Consider the following 16,142-nt stretch of genomic DNA (forward strand, 5'->3'; position numbering starts at 1 on the left):
GGGCTCGGTGACATTCGGCGCCATCTACACTGACTTCCATAAGATTTTGGATAACACGGAGGTCAGAGAAGTTTCCCCATAGGGTGTTAGGAACTAAAGCACACACACGCTCGGGATTAGCAATATAGCCCGTTTTTTCCCACGTGAAAGTAGCATTTTGTTCATGAGCTCCCGACGATCCCTGAGCCCAGGAGACGGTCCAATTTCCCTGATAGCCATAGTGAGGAGTTTGGGTAGTGTTATTAGTAGTTGGTGCGCTGACTGTTTGGCTAGACCCACCTGTAATAACTACTCTAGATTGTGACTGATTTTTTCCAAAAATGGGATACTCATAGCCATTGCCATCGGCATCGACTAAAGACAAAGAAGTTACAGAAGGTTGGGTGCTTGAATTCGATGCGCTACTTGCTGTGATACTAGCTTTGGAGGCACCCCCCCCCCCCCCAATGAGGCAATATTGATAGCTAAGTTAGGAAGAGACAGAACAGAATTTGAAGAACCAGAATCTGTAGCAATTAGAGTCGTACCAAGATCCATGATGGTTGTCGAAGTATTATCTGATTGGGTGATGCTTTTAGCTTGTAGAGTAACTCCGTCTTTGAGAATTAGGGTGCCTTTACTTAAAGTAACTGCTTGTCCTAAAGAAGATTTTAGGTTGTCAGCGACTTTAGCTTCTTCTGCTGAAAGTTTTTCTCCTGAGAATACAACAGATCCAGTGTGGGATGCATCATTGATTGTTACAGTTCCTGTCCCTGTCCCACTAATAGGATCATAGAAGTAAATACCATAACCTTCTTTAGATTTTAGAGTTACTGCTCCATTAGAAGTACTCAGATCAATGGCGTTTCTTTTTTTAGATGAGCTCGATCCTGTTTTAACTAAAGTATTCGCGTCAAATATGATGTCACCAGCCTGAGCATGTAGGGTACAAGTTCCATTTGTTCCAGTGATCGCAATAGCTCCTCCCGAACCTTCTGTGGTGTTTATTACGGTATTTCCAGTGAATAAAGTAGGGCCGTCGGCAATCAAATTGAGGCTATCAGTAGCAATAGCTCCGCCCTTCTCTTTAGCTATATTATTTGCAAAGGTTAATCCAGAATTGCCTGAAAAATTAAGAGTTTTTGAGGAAGTTATGCAGGATATCGCTCCTCCTTTTCCTGAAGTACCTTGAGAAGCATCATTATCAGAGAAAATCACATTTCCATTATTAGAAATAGTGATAGAGTCTGACGAATTTATTGCCCCACCGTTTCCACTGGTTTTTGCTATGTTATTAGCAAAAAGTATACTGTTGTTGTTGGAAATAGTCATGGCAGCAGTTGAGCTGATGGCTCCCCCATCTTGTTCAGCTTTATTATTTGCAAATACAACAGAATCTGAAGTATTTTTTAAGGTTAGTCCTGCACAGCATATTGCTCCACCACATTGCGAAGACGTTAAGCAACAGTTGTTCTGGAATTTAATGGCAGTGTTATTATTGAAAGTAGCCTGCCCAGAAACTTTAACGGCTCCATAACATTTATTAGTTGCTGTAGTAGGACAATACATGCAGACGAAATTAGAGAAGCCCGATACGGATAGGGGTTGGTTTGACCCACCTACTTCAATAGCAGCTGGTTTAGATGTATCGGCATTAGTAATGTACTCGAAGCACAAACAGCCTCCATTGCCAGTTAAAGTAAGCCCTGAAGAGGTTGTAGTAGGGCAAAAACAACTATTATTTGAAGAAGTTAACGATAGATTCGAGAAATGTATATCTCCACTGCAGTTATATTCATTGGCATTTAATGTTGTAAATGAACTGCTTCCACTACAACCATTTGATGGTCCTATGTTTTGCGCTTGTGCAAAGCATAGTTGACTCGTGGTAATTAATGTCGATGACATTAACAACCAGAGATTTAAACGTTTCATATATAGCTCTTGGTAAATTGAGATATCCTTAATGGATCAAAAAAATAATTAAAAATCAAGAAATAGAGCTGTTAAGAAAGGAAGCAGAAGAGTTCTGTTGTCATTGCGTTATATTTCTCTATTTATATAGCATAGAGGGATAATTCTGAAAAATTTAATGTGTAAAATTCTGCTGCTAACTTTTAGAGCACTGGGCACGAAGCTGTGTTTTGGAAAGTTGCTTGAGGTTAAAAATCTATGATCACAAGAACTAAAATCATTTGTACTATAGGACCAGCAACCAATAGTTCTGAAATGCTAGAAAATCTTTTAGATGCAGGGATGAATGTTGCACGATTGAATTTTAGTCATGGTACACATGAAAGCCATGGAGAGACTATCAAGCTTCTTAAAGCATTAAGAGAAAAGAAGCAAGTTCCTTTAGCTATTATGTTGGATACTAAGGGCCCAGAGGTTCGTTTAGGAAATATTCCACAGCCTATTAAAGTCTCTCGGGGTCAAAAAATCACGCTTACGGGAAAAGAGATAGATGGATCATTAGAAAGGGGGGTAACTCTCCATCCTCAATGTATTTTTCCTTACGTACGCGAGGGTGTGGATGTCTTAATAGACGATGGTTATATCCAAGCTGTCATTACTGGCGTAGGTGAGCAAGAATTAGAGATAGAATTTCTGAATTCAGGGGAGCTTAAGTCTTACAAATCCTTGAGCATACGCGATATTGATTTAGCCCTTCCCTTTATGACTGATAAAGATATTGCTGATTTGAGATTCGGTGTGGAGCAGGGTATAGACGTCATAGCAGCATCATTTGTCCGATATCCTGAAGATGTAGAGACCATACGTAAATGTCTTGAAAGTTATGGGCGCCCTGATTTGCCTATTATTGCGAAAATCGAAAATCGTTTAGGGGTTGAAAACTTTGCACAAATTGCTAAGGTTTCTGACGGAATTATGATTGCGCGTGGCGATTTAGGTATTGAATTATCTGTTGTTGAGGTCCCTAATTTACAAAAGATGATGGCTCAAGTTTCTCGGGAGACTGGCCGTTTTTGTATTACTGCCACACAAATGTTGGAGTCTATGATTCGTAATATGTTGCCAACCAGAGCCGAAGTTTCCGACATAGCTAATGCTATTTATGATGGTACATCCGCTGTGATGTTGTCTGGAGAAACAGCATCAGGTAGTTATCCCACAGGTGCAGTAAAAATTATGCGTTCAGTAATTCAAGAAACTGAGAAGCATATTAATTACCATAATTTTTTAAATTTTGATGATAGTAGTAGTGAAGTAAAAGTGTCACCTTACTTACAAGCTATAGGATTATCTGGAATTCAAATTGCTGAAAAAGCAGATGCTAAAGCTATCATTGTTTATACAGAATCTGGAGGATCTCCGATCTTTCTATCTAAGTATCGTCCTAAGTTACCCATTATTGCTGTCACTCCTAAGTTAGACATTTACTATCGATTAGCTTTAGAGTGGGGAGTTTATCCTATGCTAACACAGGATCCTGATCGTGTAGTTTGGAGACACGAAGCTTGTATCTATGGTATAGAAAAAGGCATTTTATCAAATTATGATAGAATCCTAGTCCTTAGTCGTGGTATTGGTATGAAAGAAACTAATAACCTTACCTTAACTACCGTTAATGAAGTTATTGCGACTAAGCTAGGATCTTAGTTTGTTGCCTTTCACGGTTTAATTAGGCATAACGTTGTTCTATGTGGTTTATTTTCAGGTTTTTGTTGTTTTAAAAAATTTGATATAAACTTTTCTTCTTGTTATTGTAATTCCTCTATTACTTTCTGATTCTCAATGACTACGGCTCTTTGGGGCTGTAGTTATTTTTTTGTAATTTTCAAGTTAGGTGGTTTTGATGTCATTTCCTATTGGCAGTAGTGATAGTACTTCTCGGATTTGCTTGATCAGTGATAATGCGGGAGGTGAAGGAGATATCTCTACTGCATCTGGGGTTGACAATGTTGGATATCAGTGTTGTGATGATGAGGGTGCCGCCGGAGATTCTAGAGGAGCATCTTCTGTTGCATTATCAGTTTTAGGTATTGACAATCCCGCATCTAATGGTGTGTGCAATCCGTGTATCTTAAGGCGTACCTTATCCAACACAAGTGTTTGGAGTCAAATACAGGCAGTATCAACTTGCTATGACGATTTAAGCATATGTCAAAGTCCTTGGAAGAGAAATTATCCAGACCTTTTTCGTCTATTCAATACTATTTGGGCACCTTTGAGTTTGTGTATTTCTAATTCCCGTGCTTTTTATACAAGAGATTTCGTTGCAACTTTATTAGGATCTAAGTCTTCAGAAGAAGATGAGGGTTTATTACAGTTATTTTGTCTCGTACAGGGTGGTAGTAATTCTGGGAAAGGAGTTGATCTAGGAATGGCTCCTGGGGTCCTGTCTACTTTGATTTATAACGCTAAGTACTCTCAGCCTGAGGATAACTCAGAATGTTGTGGTGGATCAGAGTGCTGTCTAGGGTTATTGAATAGGATTGCTAGTATTTTTAAGAGAAACCAAATTACCGATAATAGCGAGGATAGATTAAACTTTGAAAGTAATATAAACGGTTTAGAAACTCAATGGGGTAACTTAATACTTCTATTAGCATTAGAAATACTAGGTGTGAATATCGATTCGTTGCTAGCAGCAGAAAAAGTGGCCATTCCTAGTATTTCGAATATACAATTCGCGTGCCAGGATGTATCTAGGCTTTTGAGCAAAATATGTGATCTCTGCACATTAGATGTTTTCTGTGCGGCAGCAACATCAAGTAGATTTGTAGCGACGCATACCTTATGGAGAGAGTGTTTGTTAGAAGGTCTATCAAGTGTCAATGTAGAGGTATCTCCTCAGATGTTGACAGAGAAAGTATTTATGCGTGGAATTCCTGGACGTCTCAGTGCTGCATTAAATATGGAGATGGTCGCTGCTATTTTAGTCAATCTTTCTACTTGCATAGAAGATAAAAGGGGTTGCGCAAATCCTTTGGGTGTATCTTTAGTTTCTAGAGTTCTTTATGATTTGGGTGCCGTTTTGACTAAAGCAGTAGAGAAGAACCAAGAGATAGTTGTAGATTTTCGTACCTTGTTGGAACTACTAGTAATCATTCTATTTTGGCATGGATGTGATGTGACTTCTATGCGTTGTTTTGGTACTTCAAGTTTAGAAGAAAGAGAGGATATTTCTTCATTGATGGCCTGTATTTCTACGCAATTGGATAGCAACTTACAGACAGAGGATTCCCGTAGCATAGGGCCAAATAATCCTTTTGCAGAGATCGCTATGTCATTAATGGGTAGTACCGGATCTCGTGATTAAAATCTTTGCATAAAAGGATGTGGGTAGTTATGGATGTAGGAAAAGTATTTTATTCATGGGAGGTATCATGAAACGCATTCTTTCTGCGTTGTTGTTTTCTTATGTTACTTTGTTTTTGCCTGGTTGTACATTAATTCCAAACGAACATGTAGTTGAACAGAGAGCTAGTTGTGATTCTAACTAGATAATCTGTGATGATCTGTTATAATTACGATGATGGTGTTGGAAAATTAAGATAGTCTGTCTTCGTGATTATAGTAATACAAAGTTACTGTTCTTTAGTTTGTAGTCTGCACTTGTTTTTATTTTTTTCTTTGTTATAACGTAGCTGCAACAGTGGGTTTGCATTCTATCTAGGGAATTGTTTCTTGAAAAGAATGCTAGGTTCCTGGATGGTAATCTCTCTATAGGTAGAGGAAAACTACATAATAAAAATATAAGGACAGCGGTTATGCGAAAGTTATTTTTGTTGGCTTCTTGTGGATTTGTGTCTTTAAGTGCGCTGGTTCTTCCTGGCTGTTCTTTCTGCCCTGGGGGGAGTTATCATCCTAAATTATACACCTCTGGTAGCAAAGCAAAAGGGGTAGTGGCTATGTTGCCAGTTTTCTACCGCTCCGGAAAGTCCTTGGATGTGTTGCCTTGGAATTTACAAACCGAATTTACCGAAGAAATTAGTAAAAGATTGTATGCTTCTGATAAGGTATTCCTTATCAAACATAATGCTAGTCCCCAGATTATTTCCCAGTTTTATGCTCCTTCCGTAACACAGTTTTCTCCAGAGTCCATAACGTCTTTCCTACCTGCAGAGTTTATAGTTGCTACAGAGATTCTTGAGCAAAAGTCTTCGGGGGATGTGTTTGGTCATGATTCTATAACTGCTTCTGTACGTGTACGTGTATTCGATATTCGTCATAATAGGGTTTCTTTAATTTATCAGGAAATTATTGAGTCTACTCAGCCAATAGCGGCTGCCGCGAGCGATTACTATCGTTATGGATGGCCCACAAAACATTTCGATGCAACGCCTATGGGCCTAATGCATAATCGACTGTTTCGTGATATTGTGGGAAGAGTTGAAGGTTACATTTGCGCTAACTACTCATAAGGTATGTTACATTCTTGGCTATTTTTTTTAATATTGATTGTTTTAGCTCTTTGCGCGTCTAGGCGTTTTTTTGTTTGGCCTTGTCCTAATGATAAGACTCCTATTGAGTTGGTGCATGTATTGGCTGGAGCCTCTCTGTTTTTGTTTGCCAGTTTGGGGCTGTCTTTCATGCCTGCATACTCAGATATTACCTTGTGCTCTCTCCATGGGATATTTTTAGCAACAGCTTTTCTTTTTTACTTATTAGGTCTACCTATTAGTGTTACCCGTGGTGTACTTTATTCAGGAGAAAAGACACCAACGACAATTGTTAGATGTCTGTTTCCTGCAGTGCGTATGTGGATTATCGTTGTTGCTTTGACACAGATATTCGGAGCTATTTTAAATAAACTTGTTGGCGCCTTTGTATCTTCAGATTTACTGGAGGCACAACATCTAACTCAAGAAGTACAACAGGACTTGCCTGCAGCGTATAATGTAGCGTTTATTTTCAGCGTAGGTTTATTAATTCCTTTTGCAGAAGAGGTGTTTTTTAGAGGTTTTCTACAAACTTTTTTAAAAAACAAAATGCGGAGGAAATATGCCCTTCTATATACATCCGTTATCTTTGCTCTTTCTCATGTCGAGCGTTCATTAGGGAGCCTGGTTTTTGTTCCCTTGCTATTTATCTTCTCTTTGTGTGCAGGATTTCTATATGAAAAAGAGCGTCACATTGCAGCGCCACTGATCTTACATACCCTCTTTAACATGACAAATATTGGAATGTTATCATTGCAGACAGCATAGAAAAGTAAGCCGGAGAAGCACCCTTAGCAAAAGAGAACCCTGCTTAGGGCTGCTACCTTCCAGTCCTGACCCGGTTCACAGGTGCCTTTTCTTAAGAGGTCCCCAGCTTACCCTTAACTTGATAACACAATTTAGGTTTTACGACAACTAATGCAAGCTAGCCCTTATGGCGACAAAGAAAGGGGGCTATAGTTCTAGGGTCCCCGGATAGTGAAGCAGAGACTTTAATAGGAGCTTCAGAAAAAGGGCATGCGAATTTTATCAAATGCGAGTGAAGAAGAGGACGGAAAATATTTTTAGGTTGTTGTTTAGGACCATAATCTATATCACCAACAATTGGACAACCAAGCGTCTGCATATGTAAACGAATTTGGTGAGTCCGTCCTGTAATGGGAAGACATTTCATTAAAGTGTAACCCCTATAGGTGTCCAACACCGACCACTTCGTGATAGCAATTTTCCCAAGTTCTCTAGTCGTATTACCGAAAAGTACTGCGCCGCAACGACGCGATTTAGGAGCGGTATATGAAGTGATTATTCCTGAAGATTTTTTTGGATGGCCAAAGACTAAAGCTGTATACTGCTTATGTATTTTTCGCTTTTTGAATAGATGCATGAGGAGATCAGCAGATTGCATAGTCTTTGCAAATAGAATGCAGCCAGTTGTATCTCTATCTAATCTATGAACAATGTGTAAACGTACCATCTTCGCAAGATCCTCTGTGGATAAGTGCGAAGGTTTATCATAAATACAAAACTGAGAGGATTCGTAGAGAATCTTTGGTTTTGACCCCGTATGCAAGGATAGCGTGATATGATCTCCTCGATTTACTTTGTAAGACTCGAATCTCTCTATCGAACCATTTACTCGACAACCATGATAACGAATAGACGCAGCAATAGCCTGCTTACTAAGATCAGGGAGATGGGAACGAAGAAAAGATGATAACCTCATCTCACAATCCGCAATCCATGTAAACTCTTGCATATACCCTAAACAATATAAATACTACCTGTCCATCGGTGGATCGGTAAATTTTACGAGAATCCCTATGATAAAGATAGCTTTTTCTGAAAGATTAAAGGATTTTCCTTTGGAAGATTTAAAAAAATGGTTTGTTGAAAACAAACGTAGTTTCCCTTGGCGCGATAATCCTTCCCCCTACTATGTGTGGGTTTCAGAAGTTATGCTTCAACAAACTCGAGCTGAGGTTGTTGTAAAATATTTTCTTAATTGGATGGATTTATTCCCTACAATTGAAGCTCTTGCTAAGGCAAAAGAAGAAGAAGTCATTAAGACTTGGGAAGGATTAGGTTACTATACGCGTGCTCGCAATCTTCTTGAGGGAGCACGTTTGGTTATGGAAAACTTTGGAGGTAATCTTCCTAGTGATCCTGTAGAGTTAAAGAAAATCAAAGGACTTGGCCCTTATACTATCCATGCTATCTTAGCTTTTGCTTTTAAACAAAGAACAGCAGCTGTAGATGGCAATGTCTTAAGAGTAATGAGCCGAGTTTTTTTAATAGAAGCTTCTATTGATTTAGAGTCTACAAAAACTTGGATTTCGCGTATTGTCCAGATTATTTTGCCTAAAAAAGATCCTCAATTAGTTGCCGAAGCTTTAATAGAATTAGGAGCCTGCATATGTAAACGTGCTCCACTATGTGAAAAATGTCCACTGCGTAGTATTTGTGGCGCTTATCAGAAGGGTGAGCAGAGATCTTTGCCTATACGTCATGAAAGGAAAAAAATTATTACATTGTTCCGATGGGTTGCCGTGATTATCTACGGAGATAGTATTGTTCTTGAGCAAAGAAAACCTGAAGAAATCATGGCGGGGCTCTATGAATTTCCTTATATTGAAGTAAATACTTCTCAAGATCTACTTGATACCGAAGCCTTAATAGGACAAATGGAAAACCTTACTGGTGCCAGCTTAACTTTGTGTGGTGATTTTGCTGAACAAAAGCAGTCGTTCACTCATTATAGAGTCCGACTTGTTCCTAAGATTTTGAAAGCGCTATCCCTACCGAAATTGTGCTCTTTATATCCTATCAGTTCTATAGATTCTCTACCGTTTTCTTCAGGGCACAGGAAAATAAAAAATTTGATATTAGAGAATCTTCATAATTATGAAAGCCTTTTGATTTCCGAGGTGTGTAGTCATGACGCATGATGCTTTTGCTCCTTTAATTAATGTTGTTGAAAATATGATTGTTAGACGTATCTGCCCCTGGGCAGATACTCAAGATTTTCATAGCATTACAGAATATATCGTCAACGAATGCCGTGAATTTATTGAAGCTATTAATGAGGGTCAATCTCCTTTAGATATAGCTTCGGAGGCTGGGGATGTGTTGACAACAACATTAATGTTATGTTTTTTACTCGAACGCGAGGGTCTGTGTTCCGTGTCAACAGTTATAGAAGAAACCATAGCTAAGCTAGAACGTCGATCTCCTCATGTTTTTGACCCTAATAATTCGATATCCTTAGAAGAGGCAGAAGCTAGTTGGAAACTTGCCAAACTGCAAGAAAAACAAAACCGTAAGTCAATATGAATTTGAGCGGCGTATGCCGCTAAAGTCGTATAACTACCAGAAGTTTAACAGAAATTTATTCTAAATAGGTTCTTGAGTTTGTTCAACGGGATCGAAATAAGAAAAACCTATAGGTACCGGAGAAGTTTTAGGATGTACGTATTTGTATACAACGATCACAGCGATAGCTAGAGGTACTAGCGCAGCTAATCCAATAGCAGCTAGAGCAGGTATGGAAAAGGCTACAGCAGCACCAGCAGAGGCAGCAATTGTGATTGCAGTTAAAGCAATAGCCACAATTATTAAGACGCGTGCTAAACGTAGTTTTTGATTGTACTCAGCGCCAATTGGGTACTCTTTAGGATAAACTAACGGTCTATTGGTACTGGAGGAACCTTCAGATTCAGGTAAGGTCATAATTTTTAATAGCCTTCTAGTTGCATAATAGTTTCATAGTTTATTTTAAACGATTTCGGTCTTTTATCGTATGAAATTCAATAGTAATTTTGTTGTAGTAAAAATAAATTATCAATCTTAGTGAGATATTAAATTTTTTAATAAAAGGATTTTCTTGCTTACTGTGTCTTTAGGATAAGGGAGATGTGTACGGATTCTCAGCAAATAATTTCTTTAAATATAACTATTTTGTTATATCACATTAAAAAACAGTGTTCTGTGATTAGTGTACGCCCATAGGTTTGCACAGCAATTCATTCCCAAAGTTGTTAATTTGATTTCTATGCAAAAAACTGTAGAGCTTGAGTATTTTGGTCTAAGTGATATTGGCATGGTTCGTACGCGAAATGAAGATTTTTGGCAGGTAAACCTAGATTCTCGCGTTGTAGCAATTGCTGATGGTATGGGAGGTCGTCTAGGTGGAGAAGTAGCCTCTTATGAAGCTGTAGTTAGATTAATCGAAATGATTAACGCGTATCACGAGAATTTAGAAGATCTCGAAGATGAAAAGTATAAAGAAGCTTTACAAATGATTTTATCAAAAGTTAATGGCTTGATTTATGAGCATAGTCTTGTAGAAGCTCATCTAAGAGGAATGGGCACCACATTAAGTTTTATGCATTTCCTTCAGAACAAGGCCTGGCTTTTCCATATAGGTGACAGTAGAATATACCGGTTACGTAATGGGGTTCTGTCCTGTTTGACAGAAGATCACTCCTTAGAGAATCGGTTGAAAAATCGTTATAAACTTCCTAAACAATCAGATAAGATGTATTCTTACCGTCATATTCTGACTAATGTTTTGGGAAGCCGTCCGTATATTGTTCCAGATATTCGTGAAATCACTTACGAAAAAGAAGATCTATATGTGCTTTGTTCTGACGGTCTAACCAACATGGTTTCTGATGCAGATATTAGAGAGATTTTAACTCAGCCCTCCACATTAGAAGAAAGTAGTAACATTCTCATTTCTTTAGCTAACAGTCGTGGGGGATCTGATAACGTCACTGTGGTATTAGTCCGAGTACAATAGTATTTCCTAAGGGACTTTGTCATGATTTATTTGGATAATAATGCCATGGCTCCTCTAGCGCCAGGTCTTCTAGAGTTCTTGCACCAGCTTTTTTCTGATAGGCAGGTATTTGCTAACCCCTCAAGTGTTCATAGTCCTGGGAAATATTCTCGGCAGATTATTCGTGAGACTACGGAATTGATTCAAGAAGTGTTAGGATTTTCAGGTCAGGTTCTCTATACTTCTGGAGCTACTGAAAGTCTAAATTTGGCTATTACCAGTTTAAAGCCGGGTAGTCATGTCATTACTTCAAGTATGGAGCACCCAGCTATTATAGAGACTCTGAAACACGCGAATCTTTCTGTGACCTATCTGGATCCCGAAATTGGTCAGTGTGCCCTTACTCCTAAACAAATAGAAGACAAGATTACACCACAAACTTCTGCCATTGTTCTGGGATGGGCAAATAGCGAAATTGGTGCAAAAACTGATATAACTGCTATTGGAGAAATCGCTTGTAAGCATAACTTATGTTTTATAGTAGATGCTACAGCTATTGTAGGAAGAGAAAAAATAGTAATTCCTAAGAGTGTTACTATGACTATCTTTAGCGGACATAAGTTTCACGCAATGTCCGGAATAGGAGTTCTACTTATTACACCTAAAAATAAAATCACACCTATGTTGTGGGGAGGAGGTCAACAAAATGGACTCCGTTCCGGCACTGAAAATCTTTGGGGGATAGCGTCTCTTCTATATGTTTTTAATGTTTTAAAAGAAAAACAGGAAGAAATAGCAGAAAAGATAGCCAGTTATCGTGATCACTTTGAAAAAAGTGTTAAATCTCAAATTCCAGAAGTAATTATCCATTGTGAGGACAAAGTAAGAGTCAATAATGTATCGGCAATAGCATTTCCTCCTTTAGAGGGAGAAGTAATGCAAATTGCTTTAGATGTTGCTGGAGTTGCTTGTGGTTACGGTTCAGCATGTTCTTCCGGAGCTACCACAGCTTTTAAATCGTTAGTGGCAATGCAAGTAGAGCCCAATATCTCTTTATCAACGTTGCGCTTTTCGTTTAGCTATCTTCTGACTTTCGATGATATTAATCGGGCTGTAGACATTATTGTTAGGGTGTCTGATCAGCTGAAACATGCATGGTTATGATAGCAAATTCTTAATAGAAATACTCTTGATTCCGTATAGGGATATTTCCTTGATTTCTAATAGTAGATTATCTGTAATCACAGATGTTCCTATTTCTGGTGGTGTATCGAGTAGCTGCAAAACGAGCTGAGCTAGAGTATTTACCCCATACTGAGAGAGATGAATGCCTAATTCTTTTTCTATTTCCTTGAGCGGGGTATTTCCGGAGAAAGTTCTTTCAATTAAAGAGATAGTTTTAGGCTTTAGTTGTGCAATATTTGAAGTATTAAATAAGATTTTGAAAATCGCGTTAAGGCTTAGAATTCCCATAGGTTCTCCAGAGGAATTTAAGACTACAGCTACGCTAGAGCAGTTATCTCGAAACTCCTTGAGAATACGGATAAGCTTAGACTTTGCAGTAATAAACCATGGGGAATGTAAGTGGTGAATTAGAGAATCATCTGGGTCTTTGTTTACGAAGTCTTTGGGAAGGGCGATACCAATGATATTTTTTCTCACTTTATGATAGACGGGGACAAACTCAATATCAGTGTTCCTAATAATCTCACATAAATCTCTTACGTTAGCTGACGATGGCAGCATCACTACCTGGTTTAATGTTTGACATACTTGTTCTGCAGAAGTTGCACTCAAAGAAAAAATATTTGTAGCAATGACATTGAAATCTTGTTCCTCATGATGAGTTTCCAAAGCTTTTTGAAATTCATCTCGACTTAATGTAGAGTTCAGTTTTTCTTTTTTGATTTTAAGTAGGTAATACACGCCTTGGGTGAGACTTCCAATGAACTGTATTAGCGGGTAGAACAAATAATGTGAATAATAGAGAATAGGCGCTCCCCAGAGAGCGAGTTTTTCAGGGATTTTGCGTGATATTGTGAGCGGCAAAAGCTCGGCAAAGATCACGACAAGGAAGATCTGGGTGAACGGAGCATAATCTGGAGAAATTCCTAAAGCCTTATAACAATGTCGCGAGGATTCTGAGCCTACTTGCAAGGCAATATTGACACCAAGCATAACTGTGCCAAATAGCCGATAAGGGCGACGTATTAGGAAGTTAATATAACGGGCTTTCTTATGATTTTTGGTTAGGTAGTATTGTAAGCGTACTCGATTAAAGGAAACACAAGCCATTTCCATCATTGAGTAAAAACCTTGTAAGATGACACAGATCACGTTGATGGCAAGCCAGAAGAAAGGAGAATTAATCATGCATCTTCCTTATATATACTCGGCGAACACGATTAGGAGCAGCATCTAATATTTGGAAAACTAGATTATTCCAAGAGAGCTTAGTTCCTGTTGAAGGGATAGAACCTACTTGTTCTGTTAACCACCCTCCTAAAGTTGCGCTATTATTATTTGTAGGTAAATTAATGTTGAAGATCTCACTAAGATCACTTAGTTCCAACGTGCCTGTTGCAATGATAACGTTTTTTCCTGACATCGTATAAAGAACTTTTTCTTTACGCTGATCAATAATCTCTCCAGAAACTATTTCAAATAGATCTTCTTGGGTAATCAAACCTTCTATAGAACCATACTCATCAATAATCATACCTAAAGTCTCGTCTTCTGCAGCAAGGTGACAAAGAGCGGTTTTTGCAGAGATAGTCTCCGGCATGTAATAGGGCTTTTTAAGTAAAGGTAGTAGTTCGTCAGAAGATTGTAAAGGTCGACCGTAAAGAAGCAAGGTTTTTGCAGTACATATACCTAAAAGATTTTGAAGATTATTATTACAGACGGGAACACGAGAGCAGTGTTTTTCAGAAAACAAATTGTAAAGGTTATCAATAGGCATTTGTATGTCGTAAAACAAGACATTTTGTCGCGGTTTCATTCTTTCTTTCACGCTACAATCGCTTAAGGATAAGTAGCCGTATAAAAGACGGCTTTCTTCTTGGTTAACAACTCCAAAATCTTTACAACTTTGTAAAACTTCTTTGAGCTCTTGAGGCTGAATGATGTCTACTTGCTGGTTAGCAAGAAGTTTCTGAACAATATAATTAATCCCGCTTATGGCCCAATCTAGTAGAGGACGTAAGATTTTTGTAAAAATGAGGATTACAGGAGCTACGGAACCAGAAATTTGTGCATTATAAGGTAATGCAACAGCTTTGGGAAGAATCTCGCATAAGATAAGAGTTAAGGCTAAGGGGAAACCAACAGTGAGTAACCAAGAAGCATTATCACCAACTAAAATAGCAACGCAATTTTGGATGCCAATATTTAAGCCAATATCACAAAAAATTAATGTAATTAACAAATGGTGTGGGTGGGATAGGAGAGAAGCAACCAATTGCTGTTTTTTATATTTTGAACGCTTGTAATGTGAAATTAACGAGGTCGGTAAAGAAAATAACGCGATTTGCGATAGAGAGATAAATCCTGAACAGAGGGTGAATAAAATAATCAAGAAAGTCAGAATAGTAGAGATCATCTATGTGCCTGGATTCGTATCCTCGGGGGAAAAAAAAGATACTTTAGTATACCCTTTGGGGACTAAACCTAACCTTTGAATTAACGCTGCTTCTATAACTAAAGGGTCATCCCAATGTTGAATGTGAAGACGCAATTCTTTTTGTTTCTCCTCAGCGCGAAGAATTTGCCCTTGAATGTACGTAACCCGACTTTTTAGGCGCTGCTCTTCCTGATGCAAATTCCCAATCGCGCGATCATACACAAATCTACCGATAAGTATGCAAAGAATCAACCACCAAGAATTAACAATGATCTCTTCAAAACATCTTAGCCATAGTATCTTTCGCATATTATGACTTTAAACAAAAGGCACTGTAATCCCTTGCTGCTTTTGGTATTTACCTTTTCTTTCGGCATAAGAGACCTCACAAATCTCGTCAGCCTCAAAGAATAAGACCTGAGCAATACCCTCATTAGCATAAATTTTTGCAGGTAACGGAGTCGTATTAGAAATTTCTATTGTTACGTATCCCTCCCATTCCGGCTCGAAAGGAGTAACGTTTACAATGAGTCCACAACGTGCATACGTAGATTTCCCAATACACATTGTAAGAACATTTCTCGGAATGCGGAAATATTCTACGCTATGCGCTAGGGCAAAGGAGTTAGGAGGTATGACGCAAACATCATCGGTGATTGAAATGAAGGTATCCTCAGTGAAGTGTTTAGGATCTACAATGGAGTTATAAACATTTGTAAACACTTTAAACTCTCGAGATAAACGCAAATCATAGCCATAGCTGGACAAACCATAGCTAATCAATTTCTCTCCAGTTGTTTCGTTGATATTTACCTGGCAGTCAACAAAGGGCTCAATCATCCCATGTGCTAAAGCCATCCTACGGATCCATTTATCTTCTTTAATACTCATTCAGAAACCTTATTCATTAGATTGAATGAACGTTTGTTATTTGAGTCTACCACTACTATACTTAATAGAGGAATCTATAAAAACGAACTGATAGGTTATGCTCAATTCGTATCTTTTTCAAGATTAAAGAAATCAATAGTGATAAGTACTTATCTTTTTCAAGACCTAAGTCTCGATTCTTTCTATCTAAAAAATTTTCTTCTTAACAAGAAATAAGGAAACAACTCAGTTATATGCCGTCACAAAAGAGGAACCCTCGAAGAGGATTATGTAATTAGATCATTGGCACTTGCGTGATAGTAACACGCCTGTAAGCGTAACCTTATGGCGATCTTAGATAATACTATAGGAAAAAGGCAAATCTTATTTTTTTATGTGAGTATTTTTCTCTAGTAGATTCAAGGGGACAAGTATATTTTTTGTTTATAGATGAAAAATATGAGACTATTTGGATGATTTCTATGAA

General features: G+C 38.2%; 16 protein-coding genes and 1 other RNA gene. 8 read left to right on the forward strand and 9 right to left on the reverse strand.

Annotated features, from left to right (window positions below; genetic code table 11):
• The coding region (locus H359_RS04985) for a polymorphic outer membrane protein middle domain-containing protein (RefSeq protein WP_021119583.1) at nucleotides 1-364 on the reverse strand (364 nt) is incomplete at its 3' end.
• Nucleotides 365-369: 5 nt separating this feature from the next.
• Nucleotides 370-1,914, reverse strand: a complete 1,545-nt coding sequence (locus tag H359_RS04990) for a polymorphic outer membrane protein (protein ID WP_021119587.1) — start codon at nucleotides 1,912-1,914, stop codon at nucleotides 370-372.
• A gap of 237 nt (nucleotides 1,915-2,151) precedes the next feature.
• Between H359_RS04990 and pyk the strand changes: the two genes are divergently transcribed.
• From pyk to H359_RS02095, 4 genes are all read left to right on the forward strand, one after another.
• Nucleotides 2,152-3,600: a pyruvate kinase gene (pyk, locus tag H359_RS02080; protein ID WP_020370006.1), complete on the forward strand. Its 1,449-nt coding sequence runs from the start codon at nucleotides 2,152-2,154 to the stop codon at nucleotides 3,598-3,600.
• A 196-nt stretch (nucleotides 3,601-3,796) separates the two neighbouring features.
• The gene (locus H359_RS02085; protein ID WP_020370007.1) at nucleotides 3,797-5,263 is read left to right on the forward strand and encodes a hypothetical protein; all 1,467 of its coding nucleotides are present in this window, start codon (nucleotides 3,797-3,799) and stop codon (nucleotides 5,261-5,263) included.
• A 451-nt stretch (nucleotides 5,264-5,714) separates the two neighbouring features.
• Nucleotides 5,715-6,368 (forward strand): CT253 family lipoprotein, encoded by a 654-nt coding sequence (locus H359_RS02090; RefSeq protein WP_020370009.1) that lies wholly within the window; start codon nucleotides 5,715-5,717, stop codon nucleotides 6,366-6,368.
• Between the two features lie 3 nt (nucleotides 6,369-6,371).
• Nucleotides 6,372-7,154 (forward strand): CPBP family intramembrane glutamic endopeptidase, encoded by a 783-nt coding sequence (locus tag H359_RS02095; RefSeq protein WP_020370010.1) that lies wholly within the window; start codon nucleotides 6,372-6,374, stop codon nucleotides 7,152-7,154.
• Between the two features lie 8 nt (nucleotides 7,155-7,162).
• Here H359_RS02095 and ffs read toward each other — a convergent pair.
• Together ffs and H359_RS02100 are read right to left on the reverse strand one after the other, a co-directional pair.
• An RNA gene (gene ffs / locus H359_RS05085) (signal recognition particle sRNA small type) lies at nucleotides 7,163-7,259 on the reverse strand.
• 52 nt (nucleotides 7,260-7,311) lie between these two features.
• The gene (locus tag H359_RS02100; protein ID WP_020370011.1) at nucleotides 7,312-8,142 is read right to left on the reverse strand and encodes an RluA family pseudouridine synthase; all 831 of its coding nucleotides are present in this window, start codon (nucleotides 8,140-8,142) and stop codon (nucleotides 7,312-7,314) included.
• 64 nt (nucleotides 8,143-8,206) lie between these two features.
• Here H359_RS02100 and mutY point away from each other — a divergent pair, with 64 nt between their 5' ends.
• The gene (gene mutY, locus H359_RS02105) at nucleotides 8,207-9,331 is read left to right on the forward strand and encodes an A/G-specific adenine glycosylase (RefSeq protein WP_020370012.1); all 1,125 of its coding nucleotides are present in this window, start codon (nucleotides 8,207-8,209) and stop codon (nucleotides 9,329-9,331) included.
• The gene (locus H359_RS02110) at nucleotides 9,321-9,716 is read left to right on the forward strand and encodes a MazG nucleotide pyrophosphohydrolase domain-containing protein (protein ID WP_020370013.1); all 396 of its coding nucleotides are present in this window, start codon (nucleotides 9,321-9,323) and stop codon (nucleotides 9,714-9,716) included. Before mutY ends, H359_RS02110 begins: the two co-directional genes overlap by 11 nt.
• A 60-nt stretch (nucleotides 9,717-9,776) precedes the next feature.
• On the opposite strand, the gene H359_RS02115 is transcribed toward H359_RS02110, so the two are convergent.
• Complete coding sequence (locus H359_RS02115; protein ID WP_020370014.1) at nucleotides 9,777-10,112, reverse strand: hypothetical protein; 336 nt, start codon at nucleotides 10,110-10,112, stop codon at nucleotides 9,777-9,779.
• A 322-nt stretch (nucleotides 10,113-10,434) separates the two neighbouring features.
• Between H359_RS02115 and H359_RS02120 the strand changes: the two genes are divergently transcribed.
• Together H359_RS02120 and H359_RS02125 are read left to right on the forward strand one after the other, a co-directional pair.
• Nucleotides 10,435-11,184, forward strand: coding sequence for a PP2C family protein-serine/threonine phosphatase (locus H359_RS02120; RefSeq protein ID WP_020370015.1), 750 nt, complete (start codon nucleotides 10,435-10,437; stop codon nucleotides 11,182-11,184).
• A gap of 21 nt (nucleotides 11,185-11,205) precedes the next feature.
• The gene (locus H359_RS02125; protein WP_020370016.1) at nucleotides 11,206-12,327 is read left to right on the forward strand and encodes a cysteine desulfurase family protein; all 1,122 of its coding nucleotides are present in this window, start codon (nucleotides 11,206-11,208) and stop codon (nucleotides 12,325-12,327) included.
• On the opposite strand, the gene H359_RS02130 is transcribed toward H359_RS02125, so the two are convergent.
• Genes H359_RS02130 through dcd form a run of 4 tightly spaced genes read right to left on the reverse strand, consistent with a single transcriptional unit; the run spans nucleotide 12,322 to nucleotide 15,676 of the window.
• Nucleotides 12,322-13,536, reverse strand: coding sequence for a CNNM domain-containing protein (locus H359_RS02130; RefSeq protein ID WP_035391962.1), 1,215 nt, complete (start codon nucleotides 13,534-13,536; stop codon nucleotides 12,322-12,324). The genes H359_RS02125 and H359_RS02130 overlap by 6 nt on opposite strands.
• Nucleotides 13,529-14,764, reverse strand: a complete 1,236-nt coding sequence (locus H359_RS02135; RefSeq protein ID WP_020370018.1) for a hemolysin family protein — start codon at nucleotides 14,762-14,764, stop codon at nucleotides 13,529-13,531. The genes H359_RS02130 and H359_RS02135 overlap by 8 nt, the downstream gene beginning before the upstream one ends.
• Nucleotides 14,765-15,094 carry a hypothetical protein gene (locus H359_RS02140; RefSeq protein WP_020370019.1) on the reverse strand — a complete coding sequence of 110 codons (330 nt, stop codon included), beginning with the start codon at nucleotides 15,092-15,094 and terminating at the stop codon, nucleotides 14,765-14,767.
• A gap of 9 nt (nucleotides 15,095-15,103) precedes the next feature.
• Nucleotides 15,104-15,676, reverse strand: a complete 573-nt coding sequence (gene dcd / locus H359_RS02145) for a dCTP deaminase (RefSeq protein WP_020370020.1) — start codon at nucleotides 15,674-15,676, stop codon at nucleotides 15,104-15,106.
• Nucleotides 15,677-16,142 lie beyond the last annotated feature (466 nt).

The organism is Chlamydia ibidis 10-1398/6, from assembly GCF_000454725.1.
In the GTDB taxonomy this organism is placed as follows: Bacteria; Chlamydiota; Chlamydiia; order Chlamydiales; family Chlamydiaceae; genus Chlamydia; species Chlamydia ibidis.